Source organism: Bradyrhizobium sp. USDA3516, assembly GCF_057651995.1.
In genome coordinates this window covers 281,391-305,649 of record NZ_JBYGYN010000002.1, presented here as the reverse complement: position 1 = coordinate 305,649, position 24,259 = coordinate 281,391, and the positions used below count along the sequence as shown (strand labels likewise).

Here is a 24,259-nt window from a genome sequence, read left to right as displayed (position 1 = left end):
TGCGAAATCGAACAAAAGTAAATCCCCACCAAGGAGGGACACCGTGAGCGAAGTGGTCAAGCTTGAGCGTCATGACGAAGTCGGGATCGTCACGGTCAACAGCCCGCCGGTAAATGCGCTGAGTGCCGCAGTTCGCGGTGGGATCCTCGAGTGCATCAAGGCCGCGGTCGCCGATACCGCCATCAAAGGAATCGTGCTGACCTGCGCCGGCCGCACCTTCATTGCCGGTGCCGACATCACCGAGTTCGGCAAGCCGCCGAAGCCGCCCGCGCTCAACGACGTGCTGTCCGAGATCGAGAACTCGCCCAAGCCGGTCGTTGCCGCGATCCACGGCACCGCGCTCGGCGGCGGTCTCGAAGTCGCGCTGGCCTGCCATTTCCGCGTCGCGGTGAAAGAGGCCAAGCTCGGCCTGCCCGAGGTCAAGCTCGGCCTGCTGCCCGGCGCCGGCGGCACCCAGCGCCTGCCCCGCGCGGTGGGCCCGGAGCTCGCGGTCAAGATGATCGTCGGCGGCGACCCGATCGGGGCGGCGGAGGCGCTGAAGAACGGCCTGATCGAGGAGATCATCGAAGGCCCGGCCTCGGGCGGCGAGGCGTTCGTGCGCAAGCTGCTCGCCGAGAAGCGCCCGCTGCGCCGCCTGCGCGACGACGATTCCAAGCTCGCGGCGGCCAAGGCCGACCGCTCGATCTTCACCAATGCGGTCGCGGCCATGACCAAGAAGTCGCGCGGCCTGGAGGCGCCGTTTGCCGCCGCCGATGCCGTCGGCTACGCCATCGATCTGCCGTTCGACGAGGGCCTGAAGAAGGAGCGCGAGGGCTTCCTCAAGCTCGTCGCCAGCGACCAGTCCAAGGCGCAGCGTTACGCCTTCTTCGCCGAGCGCGAGGCCAACAAGATCGCGGGCGTGCCTGAAGGCACCAAGCCGCGGCCCGTCAACCGCGTCGCCATTCTCGGTGCCGGCACCATGGGTGGCGGCATCGCGATGTCCTTTGCCAATGCCGGCATTCCCGTCACCCTGATCGAGACCGGCGAGGAGCAGCTCAAGCGCGGCATGGGCGTGATGCAGAAGAACTGGGAGGCGACCGCCGCGCGCGGCGGCATCCCGGCCGATGCGCCCGCCAAGCGCATGGCGCTGATCAACGGTGTCGTCGGCATCGAGAATGTCGGCGATGCCGACCTCGTCATCGAGGCCGTGTTCGAGACCATGGCGGTGAAGAAGGAGGTGTTCGGCAAGCTCGACCAGTATGCCAAGCCGGGCGCGGTGCTCGCCTCCAACACCTCGTACCTCAACATCGACGAGATCGCGAAGTCGACCAAGCGTCCGCAGGACGTGCTCGGCATGCACTTCTTCTCGCCGGCCAACGTCATGAAGCTGTGCGAGATCGTGCGCGCCGACAAGACCGCGCCGGATGCGCTGGTGACTGCGGTGACCATCGCGCGCAAGATCGCGAAGGTGCCGGCCGTGGTCGGCGTCTGCGACGGCTTCGTCGGCAACCGCATGCTTGCCCAGCGCGGCAAGCAGTCGGAAAAGCTGCTGTTCGAGGGCGCGCTGCCGCAACAGGTCGATGCCGTCGTCACCAAGTTCGGCATGCCGATGGGCCCGTTCGCGATGAGCGATCTCGCCGGCCTCGACATCGGCTGGCGCTCGCGGAAAGATCGCGGCATCAAGTCCGAGATCGCGGACGCGCTGTGCGAGGCCGGCCGCTTCGGCCAGAAGACCGGCAAGGGCTATTACAAGTACGAGCAGGGTTCTCGTGCGCCGCTGCCCGACCCCGACGTCGAGAAGCTGATCGACGAGACCTTGCTGCGTCTCGGCCGCAAGAAGCGCATCGTCAGCGACGAGGAGATCCTCGAGCGCATGATGTATCCGATGATCAACGAGGGCGCGAAGATCCTGGAAGAGGGCATCGCCGCGCGTCCCAGCGACATCGACGTGGTCTGGCTCTACGGCTATGGCTGGCCGATTTACCGCGGCGGCCCGATGTTCTGGGCCGACAGCGTCGGCCTCAAGCACATCGCCGATCGCCTGGCCTTCTACGCCAAGGAGACCAACGACCCCGGTCTCGAGCCCGCCCCGCTGCTGAAGAAGCTGGCTGCGGAGGGCAAGACGTTCGCCTCGCTCGCGGCCGAGTCGAAAGCGGCGTGATGGGAGCTTTGTCCCAACCCTCGTCATTCCGGGATGCGCCGCAAGGCGCAGGCCCGGAATCCATTTCGCCTCTGGGTGCGCTGCTTGATGGATTCCGGGTTCGCCCTTCGGGCGCCCCGGAATGACGATTGTTGGACTTGAGACCTCCATGACCCATCCCGGCGAACAGTTTTACCCCGAGGGCGTGCGGTGGGACGACACCATCGTCCAGGGCACGCTGCCGGACCTTCTGGCGAAGGCCGCCGCCGATTACGGCCCGCGGACCGCGCTGGAGTTCCGCGACCGTCCGATCAGCTACACCGAGCTCGCAAGCTTGGCCGATCGCGCCGCTGCGGCGTTCCTGCGCGAAGGCATCGGCAAAGCCGCGTCGGTCGCGCTGTTCCTCGGCAACACGCCCGATCACCCCGTCAGCTTCTTCGGCGCGCTGAAGGCGGGCAGCCGCATCGCGCATCTGTCGCCGCTCGACGGCGAGATCGCGCTGACGCACAAGATCACCGATTCCGGCTCGCGCCTGCTCGTCACCTCCAACCTCCAGGCCCTGCTGCCGACCGCGCTGAAATTCCTGGAGAAGGGCCTGATCGACAAGCTCGTCGTCTGCGAGGACGATCATTGGGGCAAGGCCGGCACGCCGCAGGCGGCGATCCCCGACGATCCCCGCATCGTCACCTTCGCGGCTTTCGTCGAAGGCGCCGCCGCGCCTGCGCAATGGCCTGTCGTCGCGGCCGACGACGTCGCGCTGCTGCAATATACCGGCGGCACCACCGGCCTGCCCAAGGGCGCGATGCTCACGCACGGCAATCTCACCTCGGCGGTGTCGATCTACGACGTCTGGGGCAAGCCGGCGCGCGCCGCCCGCGGCGACGTCATCGAGCGCGTGATCTGCGTGCTGCCGCTGTTCCATATCTACGCGCTCACGGTGGTGCTGCTGTCCTCGCTCCGCCGCGGCAATCTGATCTCGCTGCATCAGCGCTTCGACGTCGAAGCCGTGATGCGCGACATCGAGGTCAAGCGCGCGACCTATTTTCCCGGCGTGCCGACGATGTGGATCGCGATCGCCGCGCTACCCGATCTCGACAAGCGCGACTTCTCCTCGCTCAATGCCATCGGTTCCGGCGGCGCGCCGCTGCCGGTGGAGATCGCGAGCTTCTTCGAACGCAAGGTCGGCAAGAAGCTGAAGAGCGGCTGGGGCATGACCGAGACCTGCTCGCCCGGCACCGGCCATCCGCCCACCGGCCCGGACAAGCCCGGCTCGATCGGCCTGATGCTGCCCGGCATCGAGCTCGAAATCGTCGCGCTCGACGATCCCAGGCGCGTGCTGCCGCCGGGCGAGATCGGCGAGATCCGCATCAAGGGCCCGAACGTCACCAAGGGCTACTGGAACAAGCCGGAAGGATCCACGGACGCCTTCGTTGACGGCCGCTTCCTCACCGGCGACATCGGTTACATGGACGCGGACGGCTATTTCTTCCTGGTCGACCGCAAGAAGGACATGATCATCTCCGGCGGCTTCAACGTCTATCCGCAGATGATCGAGCAGGCGATCTACACCGTCCCGGGCGTGCACGAGGTGATCGTGCTCGGCATTCCCGACCCCTATCGCGGCGAGGCCGCCAAGGCCTTCATCAAGCTGAGGCCCGAGGCCAAGCCGTTCTCGCTCGAGGAGCTGCGCGCGCAGCTGGCCGGCAAGCTGGGCAAGCATGAGCTGCCGGCCGCGGTCGAGTTCGTCGATGATCTGCCGCGCACGCCCGTCGGGAAATTGTCGCGCCACGAATTGCGCCAGCAGCAGAAATCGTCGTCCGGGCTTCGCGCGGCCGATGCCCCCGCAATGACGAAAATGAAGTAACGTTTCACAGGAGGATCCGATGGATCTCGCATTCACGAAAGAAGAGCAGGCGTTCCGCGACGAAGTGCGGCAGTTCTTCCGCGACAACGTGCCGCCGGATACGCGGCGCAAGCTGGTCGAGGGCCGTCACCTCTCCAAGGACGAGATGGTGACGTGGTGGCGCATCCTCAACAAGAAGGGCTGGGGCGTCAGCCATTGGCCGAAGGAGTATGGCGGCACCGGCTGGACCAGCGTGCAGCACTACATCTTCAACGAGGAGCTGCAGTCCTATCCGGCGCCGCAGCCGCTCGCCTTCGGCGTCAGCATGGTCGGTCCGGTCATCTACACCTTCGGCAACGAGGAGCAGAAGAAGAAGTACCTGCCGCGCATCGCCAATGTCGACGATTGGTGGTGCCAGGGCTTCTCCGAGCCGGGCTCCGGCTCCGACCTTGCTTCGCTGAAGACGAAGGCCGAGCGCCGTGGCGACAAGTGGATCATCAACGGCCAGAAGACCTGGACCACGCTCGCCCAGCACGCCGACATGATCTTCTGCCTCTGCCGCACCGACAACAACGCCAAGAAGCAGATGGGCATCTCCTTCATCGTGTTCTCGATGAAGTCGAAGGGCGTCACCGTGCGCCCGATCCAGACCATCGACGGCGGCCGCGAGGTCAACGAGGTCTTCTTCGACGACGTCGAGGTGCCCTACGAGAACCTGATCGGCGAGGAGAACAAGGGCTGGGACTACGCCAAATTCCTGCTCGGCAATGAGCGCACCGGCATCGCCCGCGTCGGCGTCTCCAAGGAGCGCATCCGCCGCATCAAGGATCTGGCCTCGAAGGTCGAATCCGCCGGCAAGCCGATCATCCAGGATCCCGCCTTCCGCGAGAAGCTGGCGGCCTGCGAGATCGAGCTGAAGGCGCTCGAGCTCACCCAGCTGCGCGTCGTCGCCGACGAAGGCAAGCACGGCAAGGGCAAGCCCAATCCGGCCTCGTCGGTGCTGAAGATCAAGGGTTCGGAGATCCAGCAGACCACCACCGAGCTCTTGATGGAAGTGATCGGCCCGTTCGCCGCGCCCTACGACGTGCATGGCGACGACGGCTCGAACGAAGCCATGGACTGGACCGCCCAGATCGCGCCGAGCTACTTCAACAACCGCAAGGTCTCGATCTACGGCGGCTCCAACGAGATCCAGCGCAACATCATCGCCAAGGCGGTGCTGGGGCTGTGATCATAGCCAGTCACCACACACTCGCCGTCATGGCCGGGCTTGACCCGGCCATCCACGCGTCGCGGCACGAAGAACGTGGATGCCCGGCACGAGGCCGGGCATGACGACATCAGATACCGGGAGAGTAGAGAAACATGGATTTTGATCTGAACGAGGAGCAGCGGCTTCTCAAGGAAAGCATCGACGGCCTCTTGACCGATTCCTACGATTTCGAGCAGCGCAAGAAGTACATGGCGGAGAAGGGCGGCTGGAGCAAAACGGTCTGGCTCAAGCTCGCCGAGCAGGGCCTGCTCGGTCTGCCCTTCAGCGAGGCCGATGGCGGCTTCGGCGGCGGCGGCGTCGAGACCATGATCGTGATGGAAGCGCTCGGCAAGGCGCTGGTGCTGGAGCCCTATCTCGCCACGGTCGTGATCGGCGGCGGCTTCCTGCGTCATGCCGGCACCGATGCGCAAAAGGCCGCGCACGTGCCCGGGATCATCGACGGCAGCAAGACGCTGGCGTTTGCGCAGCTGGAGAAGAACTCGCGCTACGATCTGTTCGACGTCACCACGACCGCGAAGAAGAAGGGCGAGTCTTACGTGATCGACGGTGAAAAGTTCGTCGTGATCAACGGCGAGAATGCCGACACGCTTGTCGTCACTGCGCGCACCAGGGGCGAGCGCCGCGACAAGACCGGCATCGGCGTGTTCCTGGTCCCGGCCAACGCCAAGGGCATCGCGAAGAAGTCCTATCCGACCCAGGACGGCCAGCACGCCGCCGACATCACCTTTACCGGTGTCGAGGTCGGCGCGGATGCCGTGCTCGGCAATCCCGAGGATTCGCTCGCGCTGATCGAGCGCGTGGTGGACGAAGCCCGCATCGCGCTCTGCGCCGAGGCGGTCGGGTTGATGGACGAGTCGCTCAAGACCACGGTCGAGTACATCAAGACGCGCAAGCAGTTCGGTGTCGCGATCGGCTCGTTCCAGTCGCTGCAGCACCGCGCCTCCGACATGTTCGTCGCCGCCGAGCAGGCGCGCTCGATGTCGATGTTCGCGACCATGGCCGGCGATTTCGAGGACGCCAAAGAGCGCGCCAATGCGATCGCCGCGGCCAAGGTGCAGATCGGCAAGTCGGCGAAGTTCGTCGGCCAGCAGTCGATCCAGCTGCACGGCGGCATCGGCATGACCATGGAGGCGAAGATCGGCCACTACTTCAAGCGCCTCACCATGATCGAGAACACGTTCGGCGACACCGACTACCACCAGCGCCGCGTCGCCGACGCAGGCGGGTTGATCTGACGCCTTGGCGTCATCCCGGGGCGCGCGTAGCGCGAACCCGGGATCTCTCCACATCGTCATTGCGAGCGAAGCGAAGCAATCCAGGATCTTTCCGTTGAGGCAGTCTGGATTGCTTCGTCGCTTCGCTCCTCGCAATGACGGACCCCGTTGAAGCAGCGGAGCAACACCAAATGAAAAACACCCCGTTCGATCTCACCGGCAAGGTCGCCGTGGTCACCGGCTCCAGCCGCGGCATCGGCCGCTCCTCCGCCGAACTCCTGGCGAAACTCGGCGCCAAGGTCGTGGTCTCCTCGCGCAAGGCCGAGGCCTGCAAGGAAGTCGCCGACGGCATCATCGCGGCCGGCGGCGAGGCAACAGTTATCCCCTGCAACATCGCGCGCAAGAACGAGGTCGAGGCGCTGATCGCGGGCGCGACCAAGCATTACGGCAAGATCGACATTCTCGTCTGCAACGCCGCAGTGAATCCCTATTACGGCCCGCTGCTCGACATATCAGATGAAGCCTTCGACAAGATCATGGGCTCGAACGTCAAGAGCAACATCTGGCTCTCTGCGCTCGCGATCCCGCAAATGGCCGAGCGCGGCAAGGGCTCGGTGATCATCATCTCCTCGATCGGCGGCCTGCGCGGCTCCACCGTGATCGGCGCCTACGGCATCTCCAAGGCCGCTGACTTCGCGCTGTGCCGCTCGCTTGCCGGCGAATGGGGCCCGAAAGGTGTTCGCGTCAACTGCATCGCGCCCGGCCTCGTCAAGACCGACTTCGCCCGTGCGCTCTGGGAAGACGAAGCCAATTTGAAGCGCCGCACCGCCACCACGCCGCTCCGCCGCATCGGCGAGCCCGACGAGATCGCCGGCGCCGTCGCCTACCTCGCCTCTGATGCCTCGAGCTTCATGACCGGACAGACCATCGTCATCGACGGCGGCGTGACCACGGCCGCGGTGTAGCTTTTCTTCCCTCTCCCCTTGTGGGAGAGGGTGGATCGCCGCGTAGCGGCGAGACGGGTGAGGGGTATCCCTCCGCGTGTGACTCTTTTGCGGCTGTATCCGCTGAAGCATACCCCTCATCCGGCGCTTCGCGCCACCTTCTCCCACAAGAAGGGGAGAAGGGAAGGCAGCGTCCATCATCTCGCCTTGACCTTCCGCCTCCAATCCGCTCCCTTTGGCGCGACACAATGACCCCTCCAGGGGAAACGCTCAAAGAAAACGCCAAGGTAAGCCGCCATGTCTTTCGTCCTCGCCATCGACCAGGGCACGACCTCTTCGCGCGCGATCGTGTTTCGCGGCGATATTTCCATCGCGGCGAAGGCGCAGCAGGAGTTCCCGCAGCATTTTCCGGCCTCCGGCTGGGTCGAGCACGAGCCGGAGGATATCTGGACCTCGACCGTGATGGTCTCCCGCGAGGCGATCGAGCACGCCGGCATCACCGCAAAGGACGTCGCCGCGATCGGCATCACCAACCAGCGCGAGACCACGGTGGTGTGGGACCGTGCCACCGGCCAGGCCGTGCACCGCGCCATCGTCTGGCAGGACCGCCGCACCGCCGACATCTGCGCGAAACTTAAGTCAGAAGGCCGCGAGGCCGTGATCTCGCAGAAGACCGGCCTGATCATCGACCCCTATTTCTCCGGCACCAAAGTCGCCTGGATCCTCGACCACGTCCCCGGCGCCCGCGCCCGCGCCGCGCGCGGCGAATTGATGTTCGGCACCATCGATTGCTACCTGCTCTGGCGCCTCACCGGCGGCAAGGTGCACGCCACCGACGCCACCAATGCCTCGCGCACGCTGCTGTTCAACATCCACACCGGCGAATGGGACGACGAGCTCCTGGAGATCATCGGCGTACCGCGCTCGATGCTGCCCGAAGTGAAGGATTCCTCCGCCCGCTTCGGCGAGAGCTCGCCCGATCTGTTCGGCGGCCCCATCGTCATCGCCGGCATCGCCGGCGACCAGCAGGCCGCCACCATCGGCCAGGCCTGCTTCCGCCCGGGCATGATGAAGTCCACCTACGGCACCGGCTGTTTCGCGCTGCTCAACACCGGCACCACGCCGGTGGTGTCGAAGAACAAGCTGCTCACCACCGTCGCCTATCAGCTCGACGGAAAACGCACCTACGCGCTCGAAGGCTCGATCTTCGTCGCAGGCTCGGCGGTGCAATGGCTGCGCGACGGCCTCGGCATCATCAAGCACGCGGCGGAAACCGGCCCGCTTGCCGATCAGTCCGACTCGATGCAGAGCGTCTATCTCGTCCCCGCCTTCGTCGGCATGGGCGCGCCCTACTGGAATCCTAGGGTGCGCGGCGCGCTGTTCGGCCTTACCCGCAACACCGGCCCCGCCGAGCTCGCCCACGCCGCGCTCGAAAGTGTCTGCTACCAGACCTTCGATCTCTGGGCCGCGATGCGCGCGGACTGGCCGAGCTCGGAAACGGCCAGCGTCGTGCTCCGCGTCGATGGCGGCATGACCGCCTCCGACTGGACCATGCAGCGCCTCGCCGATCTCCTCGACGCCCCGGTCGACCGCCCCGTGATCCAGGAGACCACGGCGCTCGGCGCCGCCTACCTCGCCGGCCTCCAGGCCGGCGTCTATCCCGAGCCGACCAAGTTCGCCGACAATTGGCGCCTCGAACACCGCTTCAAGCCGAACATGAGCCAGGCCACACGCGAGCGGAAGCTCGCCGGCTGGGCAAGGGCGGTGAAGGGCGTGCTGGCGAGTGACGAGGGGGAGGGGTAGGGCTACACGCACTCTCTCCACGTCATTGCGAGGAGCTCTTGCGACGAAGCAATCCAGAGTCCCTCCGCGGAAGGATCCTGGATTGCTTCGCTTCGCTCGCAATGACGGAGTGTGTGGCGCCAGCTCGGAGCCACCACCTTCGATGAAATGGACCAACCAACCATGATCCTCCCCGACGGCTATTCCGACGTCCCCGCCGGCAAGATCGCCGCCGTCGTCACCCATCTGGAGATGACCGCGCCTCCGACACGCCGCGACGATCCGCCGGGCAACTGGACCCTGCGCAAGGTCGCGACCCCCGAACTCGATTGGTACCGCGATCTCTTCCGCCGCGTCGGTGAGGACTGGCTGTGGTTCTCGCGCGTCCGCATGAGGGACGCCGAGCTTGCCGCCATCATCCAGGCGCCCGGCATCGAGGTCTACGCCCTCGCCCTCGACGGCCGCGACGAAGGCCTGCTCGAGCTCGATTTCCGCGGGCCCGGCCAATGCGAGCTGGCCTTTTTCGGCGTCACCGCACCCTTGATCGGCACCGGCGCCGCCCGCTTCCTGATGAACCGCGCTCTGGAGTTGGCCTGGTCTCGCGACATCCGCCGCGTCTGGGTCCACACCTGCACCCTCGACCATCCCGCCGCCGTCGCCTTCTACCAGCGCTCCGGCTTCCGCCCCTTCCGCCGCCAGATCGAAATTGCCGACGATCCGCGGCTTGATGGGACAGCGCCGCGCGATGCGGCGAAGCATGTGCCGATCATTGAATAGTGCGCCGCTGCCTCCTCACCGTCATTGCGAGAAGCCCTTGCGACGAAGCAATCCAGAGTGTCCGCACGGAGAGATTCTGGATTGCTTCGCTGCGCTCGCAATGACGGGAGTCTGCGCTGCCGTTCTACGATCTCAAAACACCTCCTGCTTCCCCCGTGCCAGCGAAAACCCCCGCTGCATCGCATTGAAGCACGTCAGCCCCGTCGGCTCCGAACGGCACGTAAATCCCCCGCGCTGCCACACCTCGCCATAGGCCAGCACCGGCAGCGACGTGTCCATCACGGTATCACCCGCGCAGATGCGGCCTGCCGCGCCCTTCGCGCTCATCTCGAAGGCGTGGCCCCAATCGAGCTCGCAATCGGCGGGCCGGCGCGGGCGCGCGTCTATGTTCATGATGTCGCAGCGGAGCACGCCCTGACCGTTGTCGGTGAAGAACTGGCAGGCGATGTTCTTCGACGGCGTCAGGAAGCCGATCGGGCGCTCCTGGGCCTGGGCGACGTGCGGGCTGAGCAAAGAAAGTCCGAGTGTGACCAGTGCAAGTCGTTGCGTCATACGCGCTCCGCGTCCAGCTCCGTCATGCCCGGACTTGATCCGGGCATCCATCGTTCTCTAGTCTGAGGAAAGATGGATTGCCGGGTCAAGCCCGGCAACGACGAGAGGTATACCATGTTCCTGATTGGCCAATACGACTCCCCCTTCGTCCGTCGCGTCGCGATTGCGCTGCGGCTCTATGGGCTCGCCTTCGAGCACAAGCCATGGTCGACCTTCGGCGATGCCGACAAGATCGCGCCCTACAATCCGCTGCGCCGGGTACCGACCCTGGTGCTCGACGACGGCGAGGCGCTGATCGAGAGCATGATCATCCTCGATTATCTCGACGACCTCGTCGGCGCGGACAAGGCCATGCTGCCGCGCGGCGGCACCGAGCGGCGCAGGCATCTGCGCATCTGCGCGCTCGCCTCCGGCCTCGGCGACAAGGCGGTCAGCCTGCTCTACGAGCGCGTGCTGCGGAAGGAGCAACTCGCGCTGTGGGTCGAGCGCTGCCAGGCGCAGATCGCGGACGTGCTGAAGGTGCTCGAGGCCGAGCGCGCCAAGGTGACGACGCCGTATTGGCTGGGTGACCGCATCGGCCACGCCGATATCGCCGTGGCATGCGTCGTCCGCTTCACCCGCGAAGCCCATCCGCTTCTGTTCGATGGCCCGCGCTATCCCGCGCTCGCGGCCCATAGCGAGCGCTGCGAGGCACTGGCCCCGTTCAAGGAGATCGTGCAGCCGCTGGCTCCGCCGAAGGGATGAAGCGCTCTCGTGTCCCGGCCGCAGAGCCGGGACCCAGGCGGCACGGATTGCTGGGAGACGTGGGCCCCGGCTCTGCAGCGCATCACTTCGTGCTGCGCAGCGTCCGGGGCACGAGACCGAGAGCAAGGTGAGGGCGGCACCTATCCGCCAGGGGCCACAGCACCCGATGATGCCATAATACCCCTGTTTTGCCCGACGCCGCAACGGGATTTCGGCAAGACCGAAAATTCTCAAACCATTTCAACCCCATCGCTACTGTGCATGGGGTTGTTTTCTCTACTTTTGTTTTACAGGCGCGCTTACCCCGCGCCGGCGCGCTTTTTCTGCCAGACGAGGTGCACCGCGCAGGTGCAGCCCGGCGGATGCGAGGCGAGGTCTTTCGGTATCTCGTCGTTCGCCGGCGTGGCGGCAAGCAGCTTGTCCTGCGACGGGATGTAATTCAGCACCGGCGCGAGCCAGCGCTCGGCTTCCGCGACGCTCATGCCCTTGCGCGCGGCGTAGTCCTCGACCTGGTCGCGCTCGATCTTGCCGACGCCGAAATAATAGCTTTCGGGGCTGGCAAAATAGAGGCCGGACACGCTGCTGCCCGGCCACATCGCAAAGCTCTCGGTCAGCTTCACGCCGGCGGTGGCCTCCGCATCGAGCAGCTCGAACAGCGTCGCCTTCTCGGTATGATCAGGCTGCGCGGGATAGCCGGGCGCAGGGCGGATGCCAGAGTACTTCTCCAGGATCAGCTCCTCGCTGGAGAGCGACTCGTTCGGTGCATAGGCCCAGAACTCGCGCCGCACGCGGGCGTGCATGCGCTCGGCAAACGCCTCGGCGAGACGGTCGGCCAGCGCCTTGCACAGGATCGAGGAATAGTCGTCGTTGGCCATCTTGAAGCGGTCGGCAACTGCATCCTCGCCGATCCCTGCGGTGACGACGAAGCCGCCGATGTAATCCGGCACGCCTGGAGGCGCGATGAAGTCGGACAGTGCGGCGTTGAAACGGCCCTCGCGCTTCTCCAGTTGCTGGCGCAGCGTGTGCAGCGTCGCGATGCTTTCGGTCCTGTTATCGTCGGCATAGAGCACGATGTCGTCGCATTGCGCATTGGCCGGCCAGAAGCCGATCGTCGCGCGCGCCCTGAACCACTTCTCCTTGACGATAGTGTCGAGCATCTTGCGCGCATCGTCATAGAGCGAGCGCGCGACCTCGCCGACCTTGGCATCATCGAGAATGGCGGGGAAGCGTCCGGCGAGCTCCCAGGTCTGGAAGAACGGAGTCCAGTCGATATAGGGCACCAGCTCGGCGAGGTCGTAATCGTCGAAGCTCCTGGTGCCGAGGAAGGTTGGCTTCACCGGCTTGTTCTTTGCAAAATCGACCGGCACGCGGTTGGCGCGGGCATCAGCGAGCTTCAGCCGCTTCTTGTCGGCCTGCGCGCGCAGATGCGCCTCCGATATTTTTGCGTATTCGGCCCGCACCTCGGCCGCATAGGTCTCGCGCCTTTCCGGCGAGAGCAGCGCGGAGGCGACGCCGACCGCACGGCTGGCGTCGTTGACATGCACGACCGGGCCGGCGCGATAGCTCGGGTCGATCTTGACGGCCGTATGCACGCGGCTGGTGGTGGCGCCCCCGATCAAGAGCGGCAGCCTCAAGCCTTCGCGCTGCAATTCGCCGGCGAAGAACGCCATCTCGTCGAGCGAGGGCGTGATCAGGCCGGAGAGCCCGACGATGTCGGCCTTCTCCGCTTTCACGGTCTCGACGATCTTGGCCGCCGGCACCATCACGCCGAGGTCGATGACCTCGAAATTGTTGCACTGGAGCACGATGCCGACGATGTTCTTGCCGATGTCGTGGACGTCGCCCTTCACCGTCGCGAGCACGATCTTGCCGGCCGACGAGGAGCCCTCGGTGCTGACGCCGCTGGCGAGATTGCGCGCCTTCTCCTCCTCCATGAACGGCATCAGGTAGGCGACGGCCTGTTTCATCACGCGTGCGGACTTCACCACCTGCGGCAAGAACATCTTGCCGTCGCCGAAGAGGTCGCCGACGACGTTCATGCCGGCCATCAGCGGTCCCTCGATCACGTCGAGCGGGCGCGAGGAGGTTTTGCGGGCTTCCTCCGTGTCCTGCTCGATGAATTCGGTGATGCCGTGCACCAGCGAATGCGACAGCCGCTTCTCGACCGGCCATTCGCGCCAGGCGAGATCGGCTTCCTTGCTTTCCGTCTTCTTGCCGCGGAATTTCTCGGCGAGCGCGAGCAACCGCTCGGACGCGCCAGGGTCGCGGTTGAGGACGACGTCCTCGCATACTTGCCGCAGCTCAGGGTCGATGTCGTCATAAACGATCATCTGCCCGGCATTGACGATGCCCATGTCCATGCCGGCCTTGATGGCGTGATACAGGAACACCGAGTGCATGGCCTCGCGCACCGGCTCGTTGCCGCGGAACGAGAACGACAGATTGGAGACACCGCCGGAGACATGCGCGCCCGGCAGGTTCTGGCGGATCCAGCGCGTCGCCTCGATGAAGTCGACGCCGTAATTGTTGTGCTCCTCGATGCCGGTCGCGATCGCGAAAATGTTCGGATCGAAGATGATGTCTTCCGGCGGGAAGCCGACCTTGTGCACGAGGATGTCGTAGGCGCGCTTGCAGATCTCGGTCTTGCGCGCGAACGTGTCGGCCTGGCCGACCTCGTCGAATGCCATGACGACGACGGCCGCGCCGTGGCGGCGCGCGATCTGCGCCTCGTGAATGAACTTGTCCTCGCCCTCCTTCATCGAGATCGAGTTGACGACCGGCTTGCCTTGCACGCATTTCAGGCCGGCTTCGATCACCGAGAATTTCGAGGAATCGACCATGACCGGCACGCGCGCGATGTCGGGCTCGGCGGCGACGAGGTTGAGGAAGGTCACCATCGCAGCTTCAGAGTCGAGCAGGCCTTCGTCCATGTTGACGTCGATGATCTGCGCGCCGTTCTCGACCTGGTCGCGCGCGACCTGGAGCGCGGCGGTATAGTCGCCGGCCGTGATCAGCTTGCGGAAGCGGGCCGAACCGGTGACGTTGGTGCGCTCGCCGACGTTCACGAACGGAATTGCATCCGTCAGCACGAACGGCTCGAGCCCGGAGAGCCGCAGGCGCGGGGTGATTTCCGGCACGATGCGCGGCTTGTGCGGGGCGACGGCGGCCGCGATCGCCGCGATATGATCCGGCGTGGTGCCGCAGCAGCCGCCGACGATGTTGACGAGACCGTCGCGCGCGAACTCGCCGATCAGCCGCGCCATGTATTCCGGCGTTTCGTCATACTGGCCGAACTCGTTCGGCAGGCCGGCATTGGGATAGGCGCAGACCAGCGTGTCGGCGACACGACCGATATCGGCGATATGCGCGCGCAGGTCTTCCGCGCCGAGCGCGCAGTTGAAGCCGATGGTGACGGGCTTGGCGTGCCGCACCGAATTCCAGAACGCTTCCGGCATCTGGCCCGAGAGCAGGCGGCCGGATTTGTCGGTGATGGTGCCCGACACCATCACGGGAACGTCAATGCCGCGCTCCTCGGTGATCTCGGCGATCGCATAGAGCGCCGCCTTGGCGTTGAGCGTGTCGAAGATGGTCTCGACCAGCAGGAGATCGACGCCGCCGTCGATCAGGCCGCGGATCTGCTCGCCATAGGACTTGCGCAGATCGTCGAAGGTGACGGCGCGGTAGCCCGGACTGGAAACGTCGGGCGAGATCGAGGCCGTGCGGTTGGTGGGACCGATGGCGCCGGCGACGAAGCGCGGCTTGCCGTCCTCGGCTTCGACGCGCCGTGCAGCATTGCCGGCGAGGCGGGCGCCTTCACGCGCCATCTCGTAGACGATGTCGGTGAGGTCGTAATCGGCCTGCGCGATCGAGGTCGTCGAGAACGTGTTGGTCGCGACGATGTCGGCGCCGGCGCGCAAGTAAGCGGCGTGGATGTCCTCGATCGCCTGCGGCTGGGTCAGGATCAGCAGATCGTTGTTGCCGCGCAGGTCGCGATGGAAGCTCTTGAAGCGCTCGCCGCGGAAGGCTTGCTCGTCGAGCTGGAGATTCTGGATCATCGTGCCCATGGCGCCGTCGAGCACCAGGATGCGCTCGCGCGCGGCGTCGAGCAGGGCAGTTCGCTTCGAAGAGACGGTCACGGTCATGTTCTCTTACGCCGCCTTCTGCGCGCTCTTGGCGCGAATGCCGAGCAAATGGCTGATCGCGAAGACGAGGTCGGCGCGATTCATGGTGTAGAAATGGAAGGTGTCGACGCCGTGCTTGGCGAGCTTCTGCACCTGGCCGGCCGCGACGGTCGCGGCCACCAGCTTGCGCGTTTCGGCATCGTCATCGAGGCCTTCGAACTTCGCCGCGAACCAGTCGGGCACTGTGGTGCCGGCACGGGTCACGAAATTGCGAGCCTGCTTGAAGTTGTGCATGGGCATGATGCCCGGCACTACGGGGATGTCGATGCCGCGCGCACGCACGCGGTCGAGATAACGGAAGTAGAGATCGTTGTCGAAGAACACCTGCGTGATCGCACGCGTCGCGCCCGCATCGACCTTGGCCTTGAGCGTGTCGATATCGGCATCGAAGTCGCGCGCTTCGGGGTGCTTCTCGGGATAGGCAGATACCGAGACCTCGATGTCGCCGTGCCGCTTCTTGATCCCGGCGACGAGCTCGGCCGAGCTCTGGTAACCCTCGGGATGGCTCGTATAGGGCGTGCCGACGCCGCCGACGGGATCGCCGCGCAGGGCCACGATGTGGCGGACGCCGACCTCGTGATAGCGGTCGACGATCTCGTCGATCTCGCCGCGGGAGGCTCCGACGCAGGTCAGGTGCGCGGCCGGCAGCAGCGCGGTTTCTTGCAGGATGCGCGTGATGGTCGAATGGGTGCGCTCCCGGGTCGAGCCGCCGGCGCCATAGGTCACCGAGACGAATTTCGGCTCGAGCGGGGCGAGCCGGTTGATGGTCTCCCAGAGATTGCGCTCCATCTCTTCCGTCTTCGGCGGAAAGAACTCGAAGGAGATCGCGGGCCGCTTCAGGTGCACGTCCTGCCGGTCGGCTGTCGCAGGCGTGGTCAGGTCAGTCATGGCGCCACTCACTCCAATTTAGGCCCGCGATCGGGTCTAGCGTCGGAGAGCTAAAATACGGCAAAGGCCCTCTGGTCGACAGCCCATCATGGATGGGAAGTTGCCCATTTAGGCGCAGAAAGACAGATATTGTCGTGAATCAGACTTCTAGTGGGAAGATTGCTCATTTTGCTTAAAGTATTGCAATCAAAAGAATTTTTGTACATAGATCGCCTTTCCTGCACCCAATTTCGTGGTGGGCAAGGCGAAGCAGTGTACTAACAGGCAGTAATTGGCCCAACATGAGCCGCTGACGTGCCCCGCCTGCTGTTCACGTCAGGCCTGTGCAGCCTGCCCATTGCCGCCCCGACCGCCTCCATTACGTTAGGCTGCCATGATCCCGCTCTCCGTCCTTGACCTCTCCGTCGTCACAACAGGCACCAAGCCCGCCGCGGCGCTGCGCAACAGCATCGATCTGGCGCGTCACGTGGATGGCCTCGGCTATGTCCGCTACTGGCTCGCCGAGCATCACAATCTCGCCTCCGTCGCGAGCCCCGCGCCTGACCTGATGATCGGCCAGATCGCGGCGGTAACGAAGCACCTCCGCGTCGGTTCCGGCGGGGTGATGCTGCCCAACCATGCGCCGCTGGTCGTCGCCGAGCGCTTCAAGATGCTGGAGGCACTGTTTCCCGGCCGGATCGATCTCGGTCTCGGCCGTGCCCCCGGCACCGACGGCGCCACGGCGTATGCGCTGCGGAGCCGGCTCGACCGCCGCGAGGGCGACGATTTCCTGGAACGGCTGCACGAGCTGATCCTGTGGGAGACGCGCGAATTCCCCGCAGGGCACCCCTACAACAACGTCGTCGCGATGCCCGACGACACCGCCCTGCCGCCGATCTGGCTGCTTGGCTCCAGCGATTATTCCTCGGAATTGGCCGCGCAGGTCGGCATGGGCTTCGCCTTCGCCCATCATTTCGCGTCCCACGACGCGATCGATGCGATGGTGCACTACCGCAATCGCTTTCAGCCCTCGGCCTGGCGTGCAAGCCCGCATGCCATTCTCGCGGTCGCCGTCATCGCGGCCGATACCGACGAGGAGGCCGAAAGGCTCGCCTCGTCCTTCGATCTCAACCGCCTTCGCCGAGACCGCGGTCAATATCTGCCGCTGCCGAGCGTCGAGGAGGCGATGGCCTATCCGTATACGGACGCCGAGCGCACCTCGATCCTGCGCAACCGCTCGCGCCTGTTCGTCGGCAGCCCCGCGACGGTGCTGAAGAAGCTGCAGCCGCTGATCTACGCGAGCAAGCCGGACGAGCTGATGGTGATCACTGCGGTGTATGACCACGAGGCGCGAAAGAAGTCGTACTCGCTGCTGGCGGCGGCATTCGGAGCGGCGAAGACAGATAGCTTAACCGAATGATTGTCATTCCGGGGCGATGCAAAGCATCGAACTCAGGTGCGCACTTGCGCACCCGAGAATCTCGAGGTTCCGGGTTCACGCTTCGCGTGCCCCGGAACGACAGTTATCAATCCTGCGCCTCGCTGAACGTCGCGCGGAACGGATGGCCCGGATACACGCCGACTATGCGGAATTCGCGCGAGAAGAATTTCAACTCCTCGATGGCGAAGGCGAGGCCCTTGTCATCGGGATGGCCGTCGACGTCGGCATAGAACTGCGTGGCGAAGAAATTGCCGTCGACCATGTAGCTCTCGAGCTTGGTCATGTTGACGCCGTTGGTGGCGAAGCCGCCGAGCGCCTTGTAGAGCGCCGCCGGCAAATTGCGCACCCGGAAAACAAAAGTCGTGACGAGCGGCCCGGTGCCTTGGGGCGCCCATTTCGGCTCGCGCGCCAGCACGACGAAGCGCGTGGTGTTGTGGGCCTCGTCCTCGATGTCCTCGGCGAGGATGTCGAGACCGTAGATCTTTGCAGCAAGGCGCGAGGCAATCGCGGCCACCGTCTTGTCCTTGCGCTCCGAGATGTCGCGGGCGCTGCCGGCGGTATCGGCATGCACGATCGGCTTGATGCCGAGCTTGCGGATGATGCGCCGGCACTGGCCGAGCGCGTGCACATGGCTCTCGACGCTCTTGATGTCTTCGAGCTTGGTCCCCTTCACCGCCATCAGCTGATGCCGGACCGGCAAGAACCATTCGCCGACGATGAAGAGGCCGGACGCCGGCAGGAGGTGATGGATGTCGGCAACGCGGCCCGCGACCGAATTCTCGATGGGGATCATGCCGAGATCGGCCTCGCCCGACGAGATCGCCGACAGCGCGTCTTCAAATGTGGCGCAGGGCATCGGCTCGGCGTCGGGATAGGCCTCGACGATGGCGATGTGGGAATTGGCGCCAGGCTCGCCCTGGAATGCGATCTTCATCTTGCTCATGTCTTGAAGTGCTCCTGATCGGCCTTGTAGCAGCGGCTCAGGATTTGGAAAGGATGCTGCGCGCGGTTTCGAGGTCCGCCGGCGTATCGACCCCGCGGGGCACGGTGTCGACGATGGTGAAATCGATGCGCATTCCGGCCTCAAGGGCCCGGAGCTGCTCGAGCTTCTCCTGCAATTCCAGCGGAGACGGCGGAAGAGAGACGTAGCGCTCCAGCGCGGCGCGGCGAAAGGCATAGAGGCCGATATGGTGGTAACGCGGTCCGTCGCCGGTCGGGGCGGTCGCGCGGGTGAAATAAAGTGCGCGCATCCGCCTGCCGCCAACCGAGGTTCCGATCGCCTTCACCACGCTTGGGGCGAGATCCTCTTCCTCGGTGTGGATCCGCGAGGCCAGCGTCGCGATGTCCACGGCCGGGTCTTGCAGCGGCGGCAGCACCTCGCGGATGTTGTCGATCGTGATGGTCGGGAAATCCCCCTGGACATTGACCACGATCTCGGCCTTGCCCTCGGGATCGAGCTTCTGCATGGCCTCGTGGATGCGGTCGGAGCCGGAGGGGTGGTCGCCGCGGGTCATCACGGCCTCGCCGCCATGGGCGGTCACGACCGAAGCGATCTCGTCGGTGTCGGTGGCCACCGCGACCCTGCCGATTGCTGCGGCCTCGGCGCGGCGCAGCACATGCACGATCATCGGCAGTCCCGCGATATCGGCGAGCGGCTTGCCGGGCAGGCGGGTGGCGGCCATGCGAGCCGGGATCAGCACCAGGATGCGGGGATCGATCATCGGGTTCAAAGGTCTGAGGTCAAGAGCCTGAAAGCGGAGCGTTTTCCGCACCGGGAAATGGGATGGGGACGAGCCTGAAGGCGGGTCGCTTATACGGGTTGCCAGACCCCGGGCAAACCGATATCTCAATGGCAAAACTCGGGGAAACAATAAGGAACGATTGATTCTCCCGAGGCTCGTCCTGGCGGCCGTCTGGGCCGCTGTTTCCTTCTTGCGGTGGGGCCTGGCCGGAAATGGACTCTTTCGAACTCAACAAGATTCTCGGTGCCGTGCTCGGCACCTGTCTCTTCCTGCTGGTGACGAGCTTCGCCGCGAGTGCGCTGTTCTCCCCCAAGATGCCGGAAAAGCCGGGCTTCGAGATCGCAGTCAAGCAAGACGCCGGCTCCGGCAAGGAGGGCGCCGCTGCCGCCGCACCGTCCGAACCGATCGAAAAGCTGCTCCAAACCGCCTCCGTCGAGAAGGGCGCCGCGGCCGCCAAGAAGTGTGGCGCCTGCCACACCTTCGAGAAGGGCGGCCCGAACCGGGTCGGTCCGAACCTCTATGGCGTCGTTGGCGAGCCCAAGGGCCAGGGCCGTGGTGGCTTCAACTTCTCGGCCGCCATCAAGGCCAAGGGCGGCAACTGGAGCTTCGATGACCTCAACAAGTTCATCGCCAATCCGAAGGGCTTCATTCCGGGCACCGCGATGGGCTTTGCCGGTGTTGCCAAGGATTCCGAGCGTGCCGATATCATCGCCTATCTGAATTCGCAGTCGGAGAAACCTCAGCCGCTGCCGACGGCGTCAAAATAGGGTCTCAAGACCGATGCTGGAATATGCGGCCAGGCTGAAAAGCCTGGCCGTTTCCTTATCCGGGCCTCGCGGCGACGTTAGCGGGGCGTTTGGCCGCATCCGATAGGCCGGCCGGGCTTTGAAGATGAGGAAAAAGCAACATATTCGGTCGAAACCTCGCCTATATTGGGAACTTAAAGGAGTAGCCTCCTTCAAGACAGGGATGTTGAATTGGCCATTACCCGACGCGATCTCCTGCTCACCGGCACTGCCGCGGCAGCGCTTCCAGCCCTTGGTTCCGTCGCGGGCGTTCCCGTCGTCGGCGCGGCGCGGGCGCAATCCGCCAATGAGCTACCTTGGCGCCACGCGTTGTCGCTGTTCGGGAAGGTCAAGTATCCCGCCGACTTCAAGCGCTTCGACTACGTCAATCCGGACGCGCCCAAAGGCGGTGTCGCGCGCCAGATCGCCGTCGGCACGTTCGACAATTTCAATATCGTCGTGTCGGGTGTGAAGGGGCAGGTCGCCGGTGCCGTCGCATTCATCTATGAATCGCTCCTGACGCAGTCGCTTGACGAGGTCTCGACCGAATACGGCGCGCTGGCCGAGGCGGTCAGCCATCCCGATGATTTCTCCTTCGTCACCTATCGCCTGCGCGCGCAGGCGAAATGGCACGACGGCAGGCCCGTCACGCCGGAGGACGTGATCTTCTCGCTCGATTCCTTCAAGAAGCACCACCCGATGTACTCGGCCTATTACAGCCATGTGGTGAAGGCCGAGAAGGTCGGCGAGCGTGACGTGAAGTTCGTGTTCGACGCCCCCGGCAACCGCGAGCTGCCGCAGATCGTGGGACAGCTGATCGTCCTGCCGAAGCATTGGTGGGAGGGAACGGACGGGCAGGGCCGCAAGCGCGACGTCTCCACGACGACGCTGGAGATGCCGCTCGGTTCGGGTCCCTACAGGGTCAAGGAATTTGTTGCAGGACGGTCGATCGCGCTGGAGCGCGTCAAGGACTATTGGGGCCGCGATCTTCCCATCAATGTGGGCCGCAACAATTTCGACGAGCTGCGTTACGAATATTTTCGCGACGGCACCGTTGCGATCGAGGCCTTCAAGGCCGACCAGGTCGATTGGCGCACCGAGAACAGCGCGAAGAGCTGGGCGACCGCCTATGATTTCCCGGCGGTGACCGAAAAGCGGGTGATTCTCGAGGAGTTCGTCAATCGCAGCTCCGGCGTGATGCAGGCCTTCGTGCCGAACCTGCGGCGCGCCAAGTTCAGCGACCCGCGCGTGCGTCGTGCGCTCAACTACGCGTTCGATTTCGAGGAGATGAACAAGCAGATCTTCTACGGCCAGTACAAGCGCATCAGCAGCTATTTCGACGGCATCGAGGAGCTGATGGCGACCGGATTGCCGCAGGGCAAGGAGCTCGAAATTCTCGAGACCGTTCGCGCCCAGGTGCCGCCCGAGGTCTTCACGACGGCCTACACCAATCCGGTCGGGGGCAATCCGGAAGCGGTGCGTGACAATTTGCGTGAGGCGCTGCGCCTGTTCAAGGAGGCCGGCTACGAGGTGCGCGACCGCAAGCTGATCGACGTCAAGTCCGGCGCTCAGTTCTCGCTGGAATTGCTCAACTCCGATCCCAGCTTCGAACGAATTACGCTGTTCTACAAGCCGTCGCTGGAGCGGCTCGGCATCGCCGTGAGCGTTCGGACGGTCGATCCGACCCAATATGAGAACAGAACGCGCGAGTGGGACTTCGATATCGTGACGAACTCCTGGGGCGAGTCGCAATCGCCAGGCAACGAGCAGCGCGAGTTCTGGTCCTCCAAGTCGGCCGACATCGCCGGCTCGCGCAACATCGCCGGCATCAAGAACCCGGCTGTCGACAAGCTGATCGAGCGGGTGATCTACGCCACTGATCGCGACGATCTCGTCGCGGCCACCAAGGCGCTCGATCGTGTGCTGCTGTGGAATCACTACGTCGTGCCGCAATGGACCTACAACAAGGTTCGCACCGCGCGCTGGGATCGGTTCGGACGGCCGGCGGAACTGCCGAAATATGGTCAGTCCGGTTTCCCGTCCATCTGGTGGTACGACACGGAGAAGGCGGCACGGATAGCAAGAAAATCGTGAAGGACAATCCCCGCATGACGCAGATGTCACGCCGCCATGTGCTGGTCTTGGGTGTTGGCGGCGCCCTCGGAGCGTCACTCGGCACGCCGCTGCTGCGCGGCGCGCGGGCATCGGAAGCGGCGACCGAGGCGCACGGCATGTCGGCATTCGGCGATCTCAAATATCCCGCCGGCTTCCGTCATTTCGATTACGTCAATGTCGACGCGCCGAAAGGCGGCACGTTCTCGCTCATCCCATCGACGAGGTCGTATAACCAGTCCTACCAGACCTTCAACTCGCTCAACGCCTTCATCCTGAAAGGCGACGGCGCACAAGGCATGGACATGACGTTCTCGCCGCTGATGGTCCGGGCAGCCGACGAGCCCGACGCAATGTACGGGCTGGCAGCCAAATCCGTGCAGATATCGCCGGACAAGCTGGTCTACCGCTTCACGATGCGGCCCGAGGCGAAATTCCACGACGGGACCAGGCTCACTGCCCACGATGCGGCTTTTTCGCTGACGACGCTGAAGACCAAGGGGCATCCGCTGATCATCGTGCAGATGCGCGACATGGTCAGTGCGGAAGCCCTCGACGATGCGACGCTCGTCGTCACCTTCGCCAAGGGACGCGCGCGCGACGTGCCGCTCTATGTCGCCAGCCTGCCGATCTTCTCGAAGGCGTACTACGCCTCCCGCCCGTTCGATGAATCGTCTCTGGACATTCCGCTCGGCTCGGGTCCGTACAAGGTCGGCAGGTTCGAGGTCAATCGTTACATCGAGTTCGAACGTGTGAAGAACTGGTGGGCCGCCGATCTGCCGCCCTGCCGCGGCAGCTACAATTTCGATGTCGTCCGCTACGAATTCTATCGCGACCGCGATGTCGCCTTCGAGGGCTTTACCGGCAAGAGCTATCTCTATCGCGAGGAGTTCACCTCGCGTATCTGGGCCACGCGCTATGACTTCCCCGCGGTGAAGGATGGCCGGGTCAAGATGGAGGTCGTGCCCGACGATACGCCGTCCGGCGCGCAGGGCTGGTTCATCAATACGCGGCGCGACAAATTCAAAGACCCACGCGTGCGCGAGGCCCTGATCAACGCTTTCGATTTCGAATGGACCAACAAGACCATCATGTACGGCGCCTATGCCCGTACGGTGTCGCCGTTCCAGAACTCGGACCTCATGGCGGCCAACGCGCCGCCTTCGCCAGAAGAGCTGAAACTGCTGGAGCCGTTTCGCGGCCAGGTTCCCGACGAGGTGTTTGCGGCGCCGTTCATGCCGCCGACCTCCGACGGCTCCGGTCAGGATCGAAGCCTGCTCCGCAAGGCGCAGCAATTGCTGACCGACGCCGGCGTACCCATCAAGGACGGCAAGCGGGTGCTGCCGAACGGGGAGGTGTTCAAGATCGAGTTCCTGCTGGATGAGCCCTCGTTCCAGCCGCACCACGCGCCTTACATCAAGAATCTCGCGACACTCGGCATCGAAGCGAGCGTGCGCCTCGTCGATGCCGTACAGCACAAGGCCCGGCAGGAAGATTTCGATTACGACATGACCATCCAGCGCTTCAGCATGTCGGCGACGCCGGGCGATGCCATGCGGGCGTTCTTCTCCTCGCAGGTCGCGAACACCAAGGGCTCGTACAATCTCGCTGGCGTCGCCAGTCCGGCGATCGACGCCATGATCGAGAAGATCATGGCGGCCGACAGCCGCGAAGAGCTGACCGTCGCCTGCCGCGCCTTCGATCGGCTGTTCCGCGCCGGCCGCTACTGGGTACCGCAATGGTACAACAAGACGCATCGGCTGGCCTATTGGGACCAGTTCGGCCATCCACCGAGGTTGCCGCGTTATGCCAACGGCGTCGGCGCGCCCGACATCTGGTGGTATGAGCCCGCCAAGGCGGCCAAGCTCGAGCAGGCAAAATAG

At 64.7% G+C, this 24,259-nt stretch carries 17 protein-coding genes; 12 read left to right on the top strand and 5 right to left on the bottom strand.

Features of this window, described 5'->3' with window-relative positions; all coding sequences use genetic code 11:
• Positions 1-43: 43 nt before the first annotated feature.
• The 7 genes from AC24YW_RS07320 (at position 44) to AC24YW_RS07290 (ending at position 9,952) form a co-directional block, all read left to right on the top strand.
• Positions 44-2,140 carry a 3-hydroxyacyl-CoA dehydrogenase NAD-binding domain-containing protein gene (locus tag AC24YW_RS07320; RefSeq protein WP_487482094.1) on the top strand — a complete coding sequence of 699 codons (2,097 nt, stop codon included), beginning with the start codon at positions 44-46 and terminating at the stop codon, positions 2,138-2,140.
• Positions 2,141-2,288: 148 nt separating this feature from the next.
• Positions 2,289-3,983: a dicarboxylate--CoA ligase PimA gene (gene pimA, locus AC24YW_RS07315; RefSeq protein ID WP_487482093.1), complete on the top strand. Its 1,695-nt coding sequence runs from the start codon at positions 2,289-2,291 to the stop codon at positions 3,981-3,983.
• 19 nt (positions 3,984-4,002) lie between these two features.
• Positions 4,003-5,193, top strand: a complete 1,191-nt coding sequence (gene pimC / locus AC24YW_RS07310; RefSeq protein WP_172784944.1) for a pimeloyl-CoA dehydrogenase large subunit — start codon at positions 4,003-4,005, stop codon at positions 5,191-5,193.
• A gap of 134 nt (positions 5,194-5,327) precedes the next feature.
• Entirely contained in the window at positions 5,328-6,470 is a 1,143-nt protein-coding gene (gene pimD / locus AC24YW_RS07305; protein WP_487482092.1) for a pimeloyl-CoA dehydrogenase small subunit, read from the top strand.
• 170 nt (positions 6,471-6,640) lie between these two features.
• On the top strand, positions 6,641-7,414 hold the full coding sequence (locus AC24YW_RS07300; RefSeq protein WP_487482091.1) for an SDR family NAD(P)-dependent oxidoreductase: 774 nt from the start codon (positions 6,641-6,643) through the stop codon (positions 7,412-7,414).
• Positions 7,415-7,690: 276 nt separating this feature from the next.
• On the top strand, positions 7,691-9,196 hold the full coding sequence (gene glpK / locus AC24YW_RS07295; protein ID WP_487482090.1) for a glycerol kinase GlpK: 1,506 nt from the start codon (positions 7,691-7,693) through the stop codon (positions 9,194-9,196).
• 162 nt (positions 9,197-9,358) lie between these two features.
• Positions 9,359-9,952 (top strand): GNAT family N-acetyltransferase, encoded by a 594-nt coding sequence (locus tag AC24YW_RS07290; RefSeq protein ID WP_487482089.1) that lies wholly within the window; start codon positions 9,359-9,361, stop codon positions 9,950-9,952.
• A gap of 132 nt (positions 9,953-10,084) precedes the next feature.
• Here the strand turns inward: AC24YW_RS07290 and AC24YW_RS07285 are convergent, their stop codons facing one another.
• Positions 10,085-10,504 (bottom strand): DUF6636 domain-containing protein, encoded by a 420-nt coding sequence (locus AC24YW_RS07285; protein WP_487482088.1) that lies wholly within the window; start codon positions 10,502-10,504, stop codon positions 10,085-10,087.
• A 114-nt stretch (positions 10,505-10,618) separates the two neighbouring features.
• Between AC24YW_RS07285 and AC24YW_RS07280 the strand changes: the two genes are divergently transcribed.
• Positions 10,619-11,248: a glutathione S-transferase family protein gene (locus AC24YW_RS07280; RefSeq protein ID WP_487482087.1), complete on the top strand. Its 630-nt coding sequence runs from the start codon at positions 10,619-10,621 to the stop codon at positions 11,246-11,248.
• Between the two features lie 299 nt (positions 11,249-11,547).
• Here the strand turns inward: AC24YW_RS07280 and metH are convergent, their stop codons facing one another.
• Both metH and metF read right to left on the bottom strand, forming a co-directional pair.
• Entirely contained in the window at positions 11,548-15,390 is a 3,843-nt protein-coding gene (metH, locus tag AC24YW_RS07275; RefSeq protein WP_487482086.1) for a methionine synthase, read from the bottom strand.
• A gap of 6 nt (positions 15,391-15,396) precedes the next feature.
• A complete protein-coding gene (metF, locus tag AC24YW_RS07270) occupies positions 15,397-16,317 on the bottom strand; it encodes a methylenetetrahydrofolate reductase [NAD(P)H] (RefSeq protein ID WP_487482085.1) in 921 nt (306 codons plus the stop codon).
• A 373-nt stretch (positions 16,318-16,690) separates the two neighbouring features.
• Here metF and AC24YW_RS07265 point away from each other — a divergent pair, with 373 nt between their 5' ends.
• Positions 16,691-17,716 carry an LLM class flavin-dependent oxidoreductase gene (locus AC24YW_RS07265; RefSeq protein ID WP_487482084.1) on the top strand — a complete coding sequence of 342 codons (1,026 nt, stop codon included), beginning with the start codon at positions 16,691-16,693 and terminating at the stop codon, positions 17,714-17,716.
• 106 nt (positions 17,717-17,822) lie between these two features.
• On the opposite strand, the gene AC24YW_RS07260 is transcribed toward AC24YW_RS07265, so the two are convergent.
• Together AC24YW_RS07260 and AC24YW_RS07255 are read right to left on the bottom strand one after the other, a co-directional pair.
• A complete protein-coding gene (locus tag AC24YW_RS07260) occupies positions 17,823-18,680 on the bottom strand; it encodes a prephenate dehydratase (protein ID WP_197953968.1) in 858 nt (285 codons plus the stop codon).
• Between the two features lie 37 nt (positions 18,681-18,717).
• Complete coding sequence (locus AC24YW_RS07255) at positions 18,718-19,458, bottom strand: 3-deoxy-manno-octulosonate cytidylyltransferase (RefSeq protein ID WP_035998024.1); 741 nt, start codon at positions 19,456-19,458, stop codon at positions 18,718-18,720.
• 233 nt (positions 19,459-19,691) lie between these two features.
• On the opposite strand from AC24YW_RS07255, the gene AC24YW_RS07250 reads away from it, so the two are divergent.
• The 3 genes from AC24YW_RS07250 (at position 19,692) to AC24YW_RS07240 (ending at position 24,259) form a co-directional block, all read left to right on the top strand.
• The gene (locus AC24YW_RS07250; protein WP_487482083.1) at positions 19,692-20,246 is read left to right on the top strand and encodes a c-type cytochrome; all 555 of its coding nucleotides are present in this window, start codon (positions 19,692-19,694) and stop codon (positions 20,244-20,246) included.
• Positions 20,247-20,456: 210 nt separating this feature from the next.
• Positions 20,457-22,358, top strand: a complete 1,902-nt coding sequence (locus AC24YW_RS07245; protein WP_487482082.1) for an extracellular solute-binding protein — start codon at positions 20,457-20,459, stop codon at positions 22,356-22,358.
• A gap of 14 nt (positions 22,359-22,372) precedes the next feature.
• Positions 22,373-24,259 carry an extracellular solute-binding protein gene (locus tag AC24YW_RS07240; protein ID WP_487482081.1) on the top strand — a complete coding sequence of 629 codons (1,887 nt, stop codon included), beginning with the start codon at positions 22,373-22,375 and terminating at the stop codon, positions 24,257-24,259.